The organism is Mesorhizobium sp. P160927 (genome assembly GCF_057766385.1).
In genome coordinates this window covers 2,424,191-2,439,629 of record NZ_JBYMDW010000001.1, presented here as the reverse complement: position 1 = coordinate 2,439,629, position 15,439 = coordinate 2,424,191, and the positions used below count along the sequence as shown (strand labels likewise).

The window sequence follows — 15,439 nt, the reverse complement described above, 5'->3', positions numbered from 1 at the left end:
TCAATTCTGCTTGATTTCCGAGCCCTTCATGGTGATGTCGCTCGAGGCCTTCATATTGATCTTGCCTGAGCCTTTGACGGAAATGTCTTTACCCTCGATGGTGATCGTGCCGTCTTTCTTCATCGTGATCGTCGCGGAACCGCATTTCAGGGCAATGGAATCGCCGGCCTCGAGCACAAACGTCTTGCCTACATTTATGGTCGCGTCCTCGCCGACCCGGACCATGCTGCCTTTTGCGACCTTGAGCTCATGGGCCGCGCCAATTTCGGTGACTTCGTTGCTCGCGATCTTGGTGTTGCGATCCTTGCCGATCTGAGAAACCTGGCTCCCGGCAATCGCAAAACTCTGGTCTGCGCCGACATTCACACTCTGCGCCGCACCTATATTCCAACTATCGGACGCACCGATGTCATGGCTCTGCGCTGCGCCTACGGTCACCGACCGCGTCGCGCCAATGGTGTTCGTTTGCGGCCCGCCAACGCTTCGTGTCTCGGACGCCCCGACCGTATCGATGCGGGCAGCGCCAACAGTCACCGTCTGGACAATCCCCACGGTCTGCGAGTGGTTGGAGCCGATCGTCTCCGTCGAGTTCGAACCGATGCCTATCGTCTCGTTCGACCCCACCGTCAGCGACCGGTTCTTGCCCACTGTCTCGGTGTCGTTGTTGCCGATATTCGTGGTCTGGTCGACGCCGACCTTGACCGTCTTGTTGTTGCCGACGTCCTCATCGAGGTTGTGGCCGACGGAGTGCTTGGCGTCGTGGTCGATGCGGTCGGACTGGTCGTGCTGGACCAGCTTGGTGCGGTCGTGCTTGATCAGAAGGTTGTGATCCTTCTGCGCCTGGAAGTTGACCAGCTCGGAGCCGGCCTTGTCCTCGAACATCAGCTCATTGTAGCCGCCGCCGCCTTTGGAGGAGTCCGACTTCCAGCCCGATTGCGTTGCGTTGCCGGGCAAGCCGTAGGGCGGCATCTGCGAGGCGTTGTAGACCCTGCCGGTGATTATCGGCAGATCAGGGTCGCCTTCGAGGAAGTCGACGATCACCTCCTGGCCGATGCGCGGTATCTGGATGAAGCCCCAGCCGCTGCCGGCCCAGGTCTGCGAGACACGGACGAAGCAGGAACTGTTTTCGTTCTTCTTGCCCAGGCGGTCCCAGTGGAACTGCACCTTCACCCGGGCATATTTGTCGGTGAATATCTCCTCGCCGGAAGGGCCGACCACCGTCGCCGTCTGCGGCCCGCGCATGATCGGCCGCGGCGTGATCCGCGGAGGGCGATAGGGCAAGGCAGTCGGCGCAACACCCAGCACGAGTTTGAAATTCTCGCTGTGGGCTTCGTTCTGGGTTCTGTAGCCGGGATCGAACAGCCTGTATTCGGCGCTGACCACCAGATACTCCTGGTTCTGGTCGTCGCGCGGAAAGCTTTCCAGCTTGAAAGTACAGCCAGAATGGAGGCCGCGAACGGTGCCGACCGCCGTGATGCGCTGGTGCACGGCCTGGAGTTCCTCGCGCCGGATACCGGCCAGGGTGTCGCCGCGCCCCACATCGAGATGGGCGCCGGGCTGGCGATAATTCTCGCCGGAGGCTTCCTTGTGGCTGAACGGCTCAGCGGACTTCGCCATCAGATCGGCGCCGGGCTTCTGGAAATCATAGTCGGTATGGGCATAGGCCCCCGGCCGCACCGAACTGCCCGGAATCCATTCGGTGATGTATTCGACATCGCGCCGAGAGGCATGTCCCTCGAAATTGTAAGGTATCTTCTCGTAGCCCGGCGCCGGCTTCAGCTTGCTCATCGCGTCGCACAGCACGAGCGTGTGCTTGCCCTCGTCATGCTCGAAGAAATAGAAGATGCCTTCGTGCTCGAGCAGGCGCTGCACGAAATCCAGATCGCTCTCGTCGTACTGCACGCAGTATTCGCGCGAGGGGTACGACCCTTGCAGCCGCTTCTCGAACTTCGCCGTGCCGTATTTCGAGAAGATCTTTTCGACGATCTCGACAGCGGTCATGTTCTGAAATATCCGGCAATCGGTCGCATTTCCCAGAAACCAGAGCCACGGCCTGACGACCGTTTCGTAGTAGGCCAACCGGTCCTCGATGCGGGTCAGGCGAAATTCCGACACCAGGCCGCTGAACCAACGCTTCGGATCGGATTCACCTTCGACCGAAACCATACCGCCCAGCATCTTCAGCGGATCGATATCGTGATCCGTGCTCACGAACCCGACCGTGTAAGCAAAACAGCGGCTGATCTCATCGCGTCCGACAAGATGGGTGAAGGTCAACAGTTCAGAGCCAACCGGTGTCTGGACAACGGTGGCACGTTCGTTCGGCATGGGTCGTGCCCCTCCTGGACGCGGCCGCCGGCACGGTGGATTTGAAGGTCCCGGTATCTCTCCGGAAACTTTTCGGACCCGCCGCACCAGGCCATTTTGAGCGTACCACATGTTGTCCCGCCGACCCAAGAGGGCGACAGTGATTGGAGCTTGCCCCGTCGATGCATCGGCTCGAAACGCCGCTGTCCTGTTTTGCGCGCAAGCTGCTAGGATGTTGGAGTGTCGATCAGTCGTTCGATGGCGATCCTGGATGTACATTAGTCTGCAAGTCAATAATGTCGACGCGCTGCCAGCTGGCATTTCGACCGGCTACGCGGCGCGGGATCGCAGCTTCGAAATCGGACGCGAGGCTTGTGACTGGACCTTGCCGGATCCCGACAAGTTCATCTCGGGCCGACATTGCGAGGTTCGATACGAGGCAGGCGCGTTCTGGCTCCACGATGTCTCGCGCAATGGAACCTACATCAACGGATCAAACCAACGCATGACCGGCCCGCATCAACTGGGCCATGGCGACCGGATGCTGATCGGCCGTTATGTCATCTTCGTGTCGATCGACGAGGAGCGCGCCGCGACAGGTCACCCCAGTCGCGGCGCGACTCAGCGAGAAATGCCGGCCGCGACAGGCCGGCCGCTCGCCGCCGAGCCGTTCTTCGCTCCGGTGGAGCGACAGTCCGGGCAGCGGGTTCCTGCTCCGGCGTTCTCGTCGCAACCCGCGCCTCTCCCCTCGACCAAGGACGAAGTGCTGCGGGAGATCGCGATCGGAGCCGGCATTTCACCGGAATTGCTTCAATCGCGCGATCCGCATGAAGTTGCCGCCGAAATCGGCGCGGTGCTGCGCACGGTGGTCGAGGAACTGACCTTGCTGCTGAAAGCGCGCGCGGCGGCGAAAATGCTGGCCAAGAGCACGCAGCGAACGATGATCAGCGCCGCCGACAACAACCCGCTGAAATTCGTTCCGGGAACCGACGATATCCTCGAAATCATGTTCGCACGGCGCCGTGCCGGCTATCTCGACGCCAGGCGCAGCATCGAAGATGCCTTCCGCGATCTCAAGACGCACGAATTCGCCACCTATGCCGCCATGCAGGCGGCGCTGTCGCGGCTGCTTGACGACCTGTCTCCCGAAGCGATCGGAAGAAAGCTTGCGCCGACGTCGTTCTCGTCGAAAAAGAGCCAGGCCTGGGATGCTTTTGTCGCGACCTGGCGAACCATGGAGGAAGCCCACGAGAACGGCATGCTGGATATATTCCTGGCCTATTTCAGCGAAGCCTATGCCAAGGCCGACAAGCAGAAATAGGCGCTTCGGGGAAGCGTTGCAGCCGACGAAGATACCTCTTCGGCGCGCGGTATCCAGTTCCAATCAAGAGTTTCCGGGATTACGATCGCATACGACAATTGGCCAAGCGGGTAAGGCTGATCGACCTGGGGGTCTGGGGCAAATGTCATCTTACGGCGGGATAGTAACGAGTAGCCGACCGTCTTCAAGACACTGCCCTGACCGGCAGGGCCTGCCCCTGCTTTACCTGACCGCGAACCGCTCTGCGCCTGTCCGGCGAGATCGCGGGCGCCACGCGCGGACGGACGACCGACGATGAGCTCGAAGGACGATCCTTTCGGCCCGGCGGGCAAGACCGTCATTCGCGCCACGCCACGGCGTGAGCGAAAGCCGGCGCCCGTCTCCGAGGAGCCCGTCACGGATGGTGGACAACCCTCGCCGATCAAGGAATCGACCGTGTTCGATCCCGGCGTCGGCCGGCATACACCGCCGGGTTGGACATCCGGGACCGTGCTTTATCAGGGAACTCCCGCGGCGGCGCCGACGTCGGCTGTGCGGCAGGAGGTTCTGCTCAATGTCACCGACAGTGTCCGATATTCCGCGGCAAACCCGATCCTTGCCGCGGCCGCACCGTTGCTGATGCTGTTCGGCCAGTTCAGGCTTGTCCCTGTCGAGAGACAGGCGAGGCCGCTGGCCGAACATGTCACTGAGGCAATCGACACGTTTGACAGGGCACTGGAGAGAGCAGGTGTTGCCGAAGAGGATGCGCGGATTGCGAAATTTGTCCTCTGCGAAACAGCCGACGATCTCATCGGTAACTTGCCCTGGCCAACCAAAGACGCCTGGGTGCAGCACAGCATGTTGTCGCAGTTCTTCCACGTCGAGCCCAACGGCACGGGCTTTTTCGAAGTGCTGAACAAGATCCTGGCCAGCCCGGAGGCGCACTACGATCTGCTCGAATTGATGTATGTTTGCCTGTCGCTGGGGTATGAGGGCCAATATCGAGGCCTGACGCGCGAAGACACCAATCTCGAACGCGTTCGGCGCGACGTCTACGAAACGCTTCGCTATTTCAAACCTCGCGCCGACGAGGACATTTCGCCCCGCTGGCAGGGCTTGGCGGCGACTATGACGCAGTCTTCGACACGCCTGCCGCTCTGGGCCGTCGCGGCAGCGGCGTCGGCACTGCTGACGGCGGCGTTCTTCACGTTACGGGTCTTCATCACCAATGAAGGCGATGCCACCGCTGGCGAGTTGCTGGCGCTCAACCCATCGACTCCGATCGCCATCGAGCGCGCCAGCGTGGCGCCGTTGGCGAAATCGGTGAAGGTCACCCCTCCCGCCGCCACAACCACGCAGATCGACCGCATCCGCTCGGCACTGGCCAAGGACGTCGAAGACGGCGGGCTGACCGTCGGCACGAAGGGCAACTTCATCGTCCTTGAAATCAACAATCTCGTGCTGTTCCAGTCCGGCCGGGCCGATGCGAAACCAGAGTTCCAGCCCATAGCCGCTGATATCGCAGCCGCCCTGGAACCCGAGCGCGGACCGATCAGGATCGTCGGCCATACGGACAACGTGAAGCCGCGAAAATCGAGCCCGTTCAAGTCCAACTTCGACCTGTCCGTCGCAAGGGCGAAGGCCGTCGCAACGATGATGGCTCCGAAATTCCGCGATCCCTCGCGACTGACCGTCGACGGCAAGGGCGAGGACGAGCCGATCGCCGACAATGCGACGCCGGAAGGCCGCGCCAGGAACCGCCGTGTCGATGTGATGATCGCCAAGGAGGAAACATTGTGAGCCAGGTCGGTTGGAAGCGCCGATGACGCGTTGGCTGCCGCGGATATTCAGCATGATCGCGCTGGCCGGTTTTTCGGCGGCAGTGTGGTTTGCCGGACCTTTGGTCCGCTTCGCCGACAGCCGTCCTCTCGGGCCTGCGTGGCTGCGCGCGACAATCATCGGCGTGATCGTGGCGGCCCTGGCGCTCTTCTATGGATTGCGTTTCTGGCGGATGCGCAAGGCGCAAAAGGCGCTGGAGACGGCCGTTGCCCGCAACGACGACTGGGATGACGATTCGCGGTTGCTCGAGACGCGGATGAACGAGGCGATCACCGCGCTCAAACGGTCGAGCGGCAAGCGCAACTTCCTCCATGAAGTCCCTTGGTACATCATCATCGGTCCGCCCGGCGCAGGCAAGACAACGGCACTGGTCAATTCGGGCCTGAATTTTCCGCTGGCCGGTTCGGGTGACGCCCAGCCGGTCGCTGGCGTTGGCGGAACACGCGCCTGCGACTGGTGGTTTACCGACCGGGCCGTGCTGATCGACACCGCCGGACGCTACACGACGCAGGATTCCAATGCCAAGAGCGACAGCAAGAGCTGGCTCGCCTTCCTGTCGCTGCTGAAGAAATACCGCACACGCCAACCGATAAACGGCGTCATCTTGGCGATCAGCCTTGCCGATCTCATTGGCCTCGACGACCAGCAGCTTGACGCCCACGTCGTCGAGATACGGAGCCGTCTGCGGGAAATCCATGAGACGCTGAAAATCCAGTTTCCGGTGTATCTGCTTTTCACCAAGGCTGATCTTGTTGTCGGGTTCATGGACTATTTCGGCGGTTTCGACGAGCCACGCCGGCGCAAGGTCTGGGGCGCGACATTCCAGACCGCCGATCGCACCAAGAACATGGCCGCCGAGACCCCGGCCGAATTCGATGCGCTGGCAAAACGCTTGGTCGATGAGATGCCCGACCGCCTTCAGGAAGAGGCTGATCCAGTCGCGCGCATATCGGTCTTTGGCTTTCCGGCGCAGTTTGGCGCGCTGAAGGGCCGAATTGCGAGTTTTATCGACAGCCTGTTCGATCCGACCCGCAGCCAGGTGAATGCCAGCCTGCGTGGGCTCTATTTCTCGTCAGGCACCCAAGAGGGAACGCCCATCGATCAGGTGTTGGGTGCGATCGGCCGGAGCTTCGGCAGCAATTCCCGCGCCCATCTGTCGGGAAGCGGCAAAAGCTTCTTTTTGCATGATCTGCTGACGGGCGTCATTTTTGCCGAATCCGGATGGGTTTCGTACGACAAATTGGCGGTAAGGCGTGTGGCGATCGCCCGGTTTGCCGGACTTGGCGTCATCGCGTTGATCGCTGCGGCGGCTCTCGGAACGCTCGCCCTGAGCTTCACCGCCAACCGGTCGCTGATCGCCTCCACCACGCAGGCCATGGGCCAGTATCGTACGACGGCGGACACACTGCTCAAAAGCACGGAGGTGACCGATGTCGATCTCGAAAACGTCATTGGCCCGCTCGATCAGCTGCGCGATCTTCCGGCCGGGTTCGAAACTGGCGACGCGCCGACACCGATCGAGGAGACACTCGGCCTCAGCCAGCGGGAGCGACTGCTTTCGGCATCGAAGACAGCCTACCGGCAGGCCCTGGAACGCATGTTGCGATCACGCCTGCTGATCCAGGCCGAGCGGACGATCCAAGCCAAGATGGCCGATCCCGCCGCGCTCTACGAGCCGTTGAAAATCTATCTGATGCTTGGCGGCAAGGCACCGAAGGTCGACGACGCGTTGATCGTTTCGTGGATGAAGCAGGATTGGGAACAAAACCGCTATCCAGGCGAAAACAACCGAGAAGGACGCGAGCAGCTCGAAAAGCATTTGCGGGCCATGCTTGCTCTGGACGACGCCTATGATCCGGTTTTCGAACTCAACCAGCCGCTCATCGAAGCCGCTCAGCGCTCGCTCGGGCGCATGAGCCTTACCGACCGCGCCTCGGCATTGATCAAGTCCGCGGTTTATTCGGCAGCGCTGGATGATTTTTCCGTTTCCGTCAAAGGCGGCCCGGAAGCGCGGCTGCTGTTCGAGCGTGTCGATGGCGGCGATCTGTCGGGCCTGCGTGTTCCCGGCCTCTATAGCTGGAACGGCTTCAACCATTTTTATCTCGGACAGCTCTCACACATTGCGCAGATGCTCGTCGACGACCAATGGGTGCTTGGCGGCGGCGGTGAGCAAGGCGGCATCGATCAGGAGTTGCTCAAGCTCGGCCCCGAACTTCTCGATCGTTACGGCAAGGAGTTCGCACTAGCGTGGAACAGCGTTCTCGACGGGTTGAAATTCAAAGCGATGCTGAAGGACAAGCCGCACTATGTCGTGCTTTCCGCCGTCGCCTCGCCCACCTCGCCGATCGAACAGCTGTTTACGGCGATCGCCGACGAAACAGTGCTGACGCGCGACGCTGCTTCCGGACAAGACACGAGCACCGGGGTTGAAGGAGGCACGGTTCAGGGCCAGTCTCCAGACGCAGCAAGGATGGCCAAGGGTCTGGCTCGCATCGGCATACAAATCACCACCGGAAAATCGCAAAGCCGTGCCGGCACGGGATCGGCAGCAGCGCAAAACCAGAGCCCCGGGGCCAACATCGAAGCGCAGTTCAGGTCGTTCCAGGCCCTGGTGAGCGGCCCTGCCGGACGCCGCCCGATCGATGCCTTGACCCAGAATTTCCGCGACATCTACCAGAGCCTGCAACTGGCTGCCGACGTGCCTTCGCAGACGGAACGCGTCAACGCCAATCTGCAGCTGCAGATCGCCACCCTTCGTGCCAATTCCTCGCGACTGCCCAAACCACTCGCCAGAATGGTCAATGCGACGGCGGACGAGTTCGAAGGCAACGTCGCCGAGACGTCGGTGGCCAATTTGAACCAGATGCTCGACCAGACGGTCACGGCTCCGTGCGAGGCCGTCGTCAACGGCCGCTATCCGTTCTCCGGTAATGGCGCCGAGGACATGGCGATGGCGGATTTCGCGAAATTGTTCGCTCCGGGCGGGCTGATGGACCGGTTCTTCGCGCAAAATCTCGCATCGCTGATCGACATGAGCAGTCAGGACTGGAGCTGGAAGCAGGATGCGCGCTTCGGCCGCGACCTGTCGAAATCGACGCTGAAAAGCTTCCAGCAGGCGGCCGAAATCCGCAGCGCGTTCTTTCCCCAGGGCGGTTCGGCGCCCGCGATCAGCATCACCTTCACGCCGTTCTCACTGCATGGCGATGCCGATGCGGCAGTGCTCGACGTCGATGGTCAGACCGTCCAGAGCAGCCAAGCAGGCAACGCCCCAAGCACCGTGACCTGGCCGAGCGGCACGGCCTCAGGGTCCGCCAGCTTGAGCCTGACGCCGGAAATGCCGGGCCGCGAATCCGCCATCAAGTTCGAGGGGCCGTGGGCGCTGAAGCGGCTGCTGGACAAGGCAACCGTCACCGGCAACGACAGCAATGTCGAAGCACGCTTCGTAATCGGCGGGCGGGACGTCGCCTATACGATCCAGACTGGTTCCGGCCCCAACCCCTTCTTGCTTGCCGCACTTTCCGGATTCAGCTGTCCGAAGGCATTTTGAGATGGGCTTCGAACTCTTCAGCGCGGTGACACCCTGTATGAGCCGCGGGCGCCCAGACCTTAATTTCGATACTCTAATGGCCGAGCCTGTGGCAAAGTGGCGCGAGCGAGTGCCTGGGAGCGCGCCGCAGAGGACGCCTAAGAAGCGCTTGGTGGCAAGTTGAGCGATGTCGCCCTTCCCTTTGAGAGTTTCGGCGTGAGCCACAAAGGCTGTGTGCGCGAGCACAATGAGGACAGCTATCTGCTTGAGCCACGTACCGGCCTTTGGGTGGTGGCCGACGGAATGGGAGGGCATGAGGCCGGAGAGGTCGCCTCAGCCAGCATTGTCGACCATCTAGCCACGATCGGCATCGCAAGCTCGGCTCCGGACCTTCGGGCGCGTTTCGAGGACAGGCTGAGCCGGGCAAATGCCGAAATCCGCAGCATATCGGAATCGCGCGGCATAACCATCGGCTCGACGGTCGCCGCCCTGCTGGCGATGGACGGACGGTTTGCCTGCCTGTGGGCGGGCGACAGCCGGGTTTATCTGATCCGCAACGCCGCGATCTCACAGATTTCGAAGGACCACACCGAAGTGCAGGAACTCTTGGATCGAGGCATGATCAGCGCGGCCGAGGCGCTCACCTGGCCACGCCGCAATGTCATCACGCATGCGGTCGGCGTCAGTGACGACTTCGTCATCGATTTCCAGCAGGGCGAACTGAAGCCGGGAGACATTTTCGTGCTGGCCACCGATGGGCTGACGGCACATGTCACCGACGCCGAGATCGAGGCCGCTGTGGTGTCGGCAACACCTCAGGCGGCCGGAGAAAACCTGCTGGAAACGGTTCTGGCGCGAGGCGGAACGGACAATGTCACCATTGTGCTGGTAAAGATCGGAAACGGGCGCAATGGACAATCGATCCACCCTGATCTGTCCAGAGCGGAGGGCCGAGGCTGATGAGCGCCGATGACAAGACGCGAATATCGCCGCAGGTGGCCAACACCGCCGTCGGTACACAGCTCAGCGGCATCTACGAACTTGACGAGCGGATCGCATTCGGCGGCATGGGCGAGGTCTATCGCGGCCACAACATCCAGACCGGCGACCATGTCGCGATCAAGATCGTCCTGCCCGAGTTTGCCCGTGACCAGACGATCTTGTCCTTGTTCCGCAAGGAGGCCTCGATCCTCAACCATTTGTCGCATGACGCGGTGGTGCGATACCACGTCTTCACCATCGATCCCGGAATCGGCCGTCCCTACCTTGCCATGGAATTCGTTGACGGCGAGTCGCTGTACGACATCATGCGGCGTGGGCCGATGCCGACGGAAGAGGTGCGCAAGCTCTGCCATCGCCTCGCATCCGGCCTGAGCGCCGTGCATCAAGCGGGAGCAATCCATCGCGACCTCTCGCCCGACAATATTATCCTTCCGGGGGGCCGGGTCGACCGCGCAAAGATCATCGATTTCGGTATAGCGCGATCTGCGACCGTAGGCGGGGAGACGCTGATCGGCGGAAAGTTCGCCGGAAAATACAACTATGTTTCGCCCGAACAGCTGGGGCTGTACAGCGGCGACGTCAGTGAACAGTCCGACATCTACAGCCTTGGGCTGGTGCTGGCTGCCGCTCTGCGCGGAAAGCCGATCGACATGAGCGGATCGCAGTACGAGATCATCGAAAAGCGCCGCACCGTTCCTGATCTCTCAGACATCGACGACGATTTTCGCGACACTGTCGAAGCCATGCTGCAGCCGGATCCGCAAGACCGGCCGGTCAGCATGGCTGATATCGCCAGGATGACGCGCGACGAAGACGAAGCAACAACGCCGCCGCCATCCAGGATACCTCGCGACCGGCCGGCTTTGCCAGCGGCGGGACATACCCTTGTTCCTGATCCCCGGGCACAGCCCCAGCCATTCAATGTCGCCGGACAGAGCGCGCCTGTGGCAACGGGCCCGGGCGAGCAACGCTTCGTCCCGCATGTCCGGCCCGCGCATTTGTCCGAACCGCAGCCTTCGCCGGTCGCCCAGCCGTCGCGTGCGCGCGTCGCGGCGGATCTACCTGGAAAATCCATGAAGGCCCGAACCATCGCGATCGCTGTCTTGGCGGCGTTGACTGTCGCCTCAGGTGCGGGCCTTTATCTGAGCGGCTTCATGACGCCGGCGACGCCGTCCGCCGGCAAGACATCGCCTTCACCCGAACCACCAAATCCTGCAGCGGAAACGTCAAAGCCTATCGCGGCGGACAAAGTCGCGAACGACCTGCAGCCGGCAAGGCCGGTTCCGCCAGAGCAGCCGGAAGCCAACGTAGCGCCGGCCGAAAATCAACCAGCAGCAGAGGCAGCTCAAAAGCCGCGGCCGGCCAAGCCCGCCGAAGCCCCCTCGCCGGCCTCGGAACCCCCGAAGCCGCCGGCAATGGAAGCGCAACCGCAAACAGAGGGGAGCGCGCCGCCGGCTGAAAGCCAGGCAGATGCAAAGCCGGTACGAGCGCCCGAGCCAGCGAAGCCCATTGCTCCCTCGCAAACCCAGGCCCCCCTGAAGCCTTCCGCAACGGACGCGCAGCCTTCGGAAAAGACAGCGCCGGCAACCCAGCCGGATACGATGGCCAGCAACAATCAAACGTTGGCTCCGGCACCTGAGGCGACAGCTCCGACCCCGCCAGCCGAGAAGGTCTCAACGCCGCCGCCGACCCAGCCGAAGACTGTGGAGGCCGTAAAGCCCGAGCCGCGGATCAACCAGCCGGCGGTGCCCAAGGCGGTCGTACCAACGCCCTCTGCGAGCCAGGCGGATGCCGCGAACGCCGAAGGCCAAAACGCCTCGTCACCGCCGGCCAAAAAGCCGGACCAGGCCGTCGTCGCCTTGAACGTGCCCAAACCGGCGATACCCCCGGTCGTCGACGACATCGCGCAACGTGTCTCCTGGGTTCGCGACTTCGGCGGCGGCGACTGTTTCTACGCCAACATGACGTCGCCAACCGACAAGGCCGCCGCGATCGAAGGTTTTGGTCCGGCGGTCCAGCCATTCGAACGGATGCTGGGTGATTTCCAGGCTAAATTCCATGTCGAGCCGGACATCAGCGTCCGCCTCATCGAGCCGAGCCAATGCGAAGTCACTAACTTTCTGCGCTTTCTGGGGCAGACCGCGGCCGACAAGCCGCAGCTTGTTCTCGACCGGACATCGGTGCCCGATGGTACGCCGATCAGCGGCACGCTAGTGACGCACGGGGGGCTGATTTCCAGCGTGCTGCTGATCGATCACAAGGGCATGGTGTTCAATCTCGACGACCGCATCGTCGCACAATCCGACAAGGCTACCTTCAGCATCCCGATTGGCCTCGGCGCCGCCGACAAGGTCGCCGGGAAGGCCGTGCCGCAGATCATCATGGTGATCACGGGGCCACAGGATATCCAGGCGGCAGCGTTCTCGACGCCGACGCCGGCTGCGGTGCTGCTGCCCAAAATTCTCGAAGAGATCGAAACCGACGGATCGCAATTTTCAGCCACTGCCAAGTACTTTCGGCTCGGCGGATAGCATGAGCGCCCGATGGAACTCCGCCACGCGCGTTTGCCTCACTCGTCTGCCGGCTTGCCCGTAAGGCAGCGCGATCCAGCTCGAGCCCTGCTCGCCCTGACAGGCCGGATGAAGCTTGCCGTCATAGCGGGAGCGGCATTGCTGGCCGTGCTGGCGTCCAGCGAAGCACACGCCGAATTCACGGTCTGCAACCAGACACTCGATGTCGTCAATCTCACCGTCGGCCAGAAGGTCGACAATGCCGACCAGACCGACGGCTGGTGGACTATTGGCGCAAATCAATGCGTGAACGTCATCCGCGAGGAACTGACAAACCGCTACATCTACATCTACGCGACGGACGTCTTTGGGCATGCGATCCTCACCGGGTCGACCGAGATGTGCATCGAGCGGCGGCGTTTTTCGATCCGCGGCATCGACGAATGCTGGCAGCGCGGCCATATCGCGGCGCAATTTCTCGAAGTCGATACGCTTGAACAGGTGCGGTGGACCTTCTTTCTGACCGGAAGCAATCCGTGACGCACAGTATCGACACCAGCTTCAGAGAGAAAAAGCAGGCGCGCGCCGCGCTGCGCAGGCGCACGCTTTGGCGCAGGCTCATTGCCGGTTTCGCTGTAATTGTCCTGCTTTCGATCGCCGCCGGTTTCTACCTCACGGCGGACTATTGGTCGTTCGGCGACGAAGACGAGGAGTTGCACGCGGTCGAAGGCGCGGACGACGTGCCGGCCGATGCATCCGTCTATGTGCCGGCCATTATCGATCTGGCGGGAGACCCGATGTGGATCACGCTTGCGCCCGATGCCGACACGGCAAGCAAGGGCCATGCAGTAGTGCGCCCGGCCGAGCTCGACAGTTCCGGCGCCTCGCCGCAGATCGAGATCCTCTCCGACGTGATGCTGAGTGCCAGCGAAAAGTTCATGACGACGATCCCGTCGACGCAGGAGGACTTCGCGTTCTTTCAGGCACAGCGGCGCACCGCTCCGACATCTCCGGCGGCCGCCGCACCCACTGACCAGACCGCTCCGCCTGCCCCGGCGGCGGCACCGGACGACCAGCAGGGCGACCTGGATAATGACCTGGCGGCACCCGATGCGAGCGAAGCCCCGGCCGGCTCGATGCCCAAGCCGGATGCCGACGACCCGGAGGCAGGATGGGGAGAGACCATCGATCAGGGCGAGGCAGCGCTGCCCGCCTTCAAGAAGACCCAGATAGAGAACAATACGACCGTCACGACCGAGACCAGCGAGTACCAGCGCTTCGAGGCGACCGAAGACACATTCGTGAAGATCCTCAACGACCGCAGCCTGGACAGCGTCGCCGTCGACGCGCATTTCTCCGCCGACGACGCCAAGCTGGCCGGTGAAGCGCTGAAGACGCTCTTCAACCGGGACGGTCTGGAACCGGGTTATGTCATTGCCATGCGCGGATTCCGGCCGAACCGCGAGACGACGACGATGTCGCTCATGCAGGTGTCGATCTACGCCAAGAACGTCTTTGTCGGCACGCTGACGCGCAACGCCGCGGGCGCGTTCGTGTCGGGTGTCGATCCCTGGGTTCGCGAGGACCTGTTCAACTATTCCGGCACCGATCAAGGCGGGCCCAAGCGGCAATACCGCCTGCTCGACGCGATCTATTCGACGGCTGCGCGCAACAAGGTTCCAACCGGCGTCATCGGCGAGGCGATCATGTACCTATCGCGAGGACAGGACCTCGACGCTTTCGCCAGCGAGGACCAGCGCCTGGTGCTGATCTACTCGCAGACGCCGCGCGGCAAGGACGAGACGGCCGGGCGGGTCCTTTATGTTGGCGTCCAGGGCGGTGAGAAGACCATCGACTGTTTCGTCTTCCAGCAGAGCGACGGCCAGTTCGCCTGCGTCACCGGCAATGACGAGGTGCGTTCGCTGACTGTCGCCAACGGCATGGTCACGCCGGTGAACGGGGTCATGACCTCGACCTTCGGCCCACGCAAGCACCCGATCCTCGGCGTCGTTCGTATCCACAAGGGTGTCGACTGGGCAGCCCCTGTCGGCACGCCGATCATGGCGGCCTTCGACGGCGAGATCAGCTTCCAAGGCGATGGCGGCAGCTATGGCAATCTGGTGAAGATTTCGCATGCGAACGGGCGCGAGACGCGCTACGCGCATATGCAAAAATTCTCCATCGCGAGCGGCGTCGGCACCAAGGTGAGGGCCGGCGACGTCATTGGTTATATCGGCACCACCGGGCTTTCGACCGGCCCACACCTGCATTTCGAACTCTACCAGAACGGCGAGGCGATCGATCCGCTGGGGACGGTCACCACGGTCGCCACCTATGATACTGGCAATTCTGGCGATTCCGGCGATGTTGCCGTCGAAACGCTGACTGAGCGTATCGTTCATGTCGAAAGTGGCGGCAGCGCCCGCGCCAAGAACCCGAATTCTTCAGCGACCGGCGCTGGCCAGTTCATAACCAAGACCTGGATCCGGATGATGAATACCTACCGTCCGGAGCTTGCGCGCACACTGTCGACCGCCGACCTCTTGGCTTTGCGCTACGACGCCACGATCTCGCGTGAGATGGTGCGCAATCTGGCGCGCGAAGGCGAATCCTATCTGCGGGCGCGCGGTCACCAGATCACTGCCGGCCGGCTCTATCTCTGCCATTTCCTGGGCATGGAAGGCGCGCATCAGGTGCTGTCGGCGTCGGGTTCGGCGCAACTAAGCGCCGTGCTGGGGTCGGCCGTCATCCAGGCCAACCCGTTTCTCACCGGCAAGACAGCCAGTTATGTGGTGGACTGGGCCGAAAGGAAGATGGGCCAGAAGCTGAGCCGTGTGGCCACCGACGCCACCCCGCCACCACCGACCACGGAGATCCGTCAGACATCGGCGGAGTTCCAGAAATACAAGCAGGCCGTCACCGCCCTCATCAGCTCGATTCAGACCACGCTTTGAA

General features: G+C 62.3%; 8 protein-coding genes. 7 read left to right on the top strand and 1 reads right to left on the bottom strand.

Annotated features, from left to right (window positions below; all coding sequences use genetic code 11):
- Positions 1–2,328 (bottom strand): type VI secretion system Vgr family protein, encoded by a 2,328-nt coding sequence (locus tag AC3CB8_RS11740; RefSeq protein WP_352565880.1) that lies wholly within the window; start codon positions 2,326–2,328, stop codon positions 1–3.
- Between the two features lie 250 nt (positions 2,329–2,578).
- Between AC3CB8_RS11740 and tagH the strand changes: the two genes are divergently transcribed.
- From tagH to AC3CB8_RS11705, 7 genes are all read left to right on the top strand, one after another.
- Positions 2,579–3,628, top strand: coding sequence for a type VI secretion system-associated FHA domain protein TagH (tagH, locus tag AC3CB8_RS11735; RefSeq protein ID WP_023772856.1), 1,050 nt, complete (start codon positions 2,579–2,581; stop codon positions 3,626–3,628).
- A gap of 294 nt (positions 3,629–3,922) precedes the next feature.
- The gene (tssL, locus tag AC3CB8_RS11730; RefSeq protein ID WP_023783690.1) at positions 3,923–5,407 is read left to right on the top strand and encodes a type VI secretion system protein TssL, long form; all 1,485 of its coding nucleotides are present in this window, start codon (positions 3,923–3,925) and stop codon (positions 5,405–5,407) included.
- Between the two features lie 22 nt (positions 5,408–5,429).
- Positions 5,430–8,993: a type VI secretion system membrane subunit TssM gene (gene tssM, locus AC3CB8_RS11725; RefSeq protein ID WP_352565883.1), complete on the top strand. Its 3,564-nt coding sequence runs from the start codon at positions 5,430–5,432 to the stop codon at positions 8,991–8,993.
- A gap of 159 nt (positions 8,994–9,152) precedes the next feature.
- Positions 9,153–9,932, top strand: a complete 780-nt coding sequence (locus tag AC3CB8_RS11720; protein ID WP_023783692.1) for a PP2C family protein-serine/threonine phosphatase — start codon at positions 9,153–9,155, stop codon at positions 9,930–9,932.
- The gene (locus AC3CB8_RS11715) at positions 9,932–12,505 is read left to right on the top strand and encodes a serine/threonine-protein kinase (RefSeq protein WP_352565885.1); all 2,574 of its coding nucleotides are present in this window, start codon (positions 9,932–9,934) and stop codon (positions 12,503–12,505) included. Before AC3CB8_RS11720 ends, AC3CB8_RS11715 begins: the two co-directional genes overlap by 1 nt.
- Positions 12,506–12,613: 108 nt before the next feature.
- Positions 12,614–13,024 (top strand): DUF1036 domain-containing protein, encoded by a 411-nt coding sequence (locus tag AC3CB8_RS11710; protein ID WP_023772850.1) that lies wholly within the window; start codon positions 12,614–12,616, stop codon positions 13,022–13,024.
- The gene (locus tag AC3CB8_RS11705) at positions 13,021–15,438 is read left to right on the top strand and encodes a M23 family metallopeptidase (RefSeq protein WP_023783694.1); all 2,418 of its coding nucleotides are present in this window, start codon (positions 13,021–13,023) and stop codon (positions 15,436–15,438) included. Before AC3CB8_RS11710 ends, AC3CB8_RS11705 begins: the two co-directional genes overlap by 4 nt.
- Position 15,439: the final 1 nt, after the last annotated feature.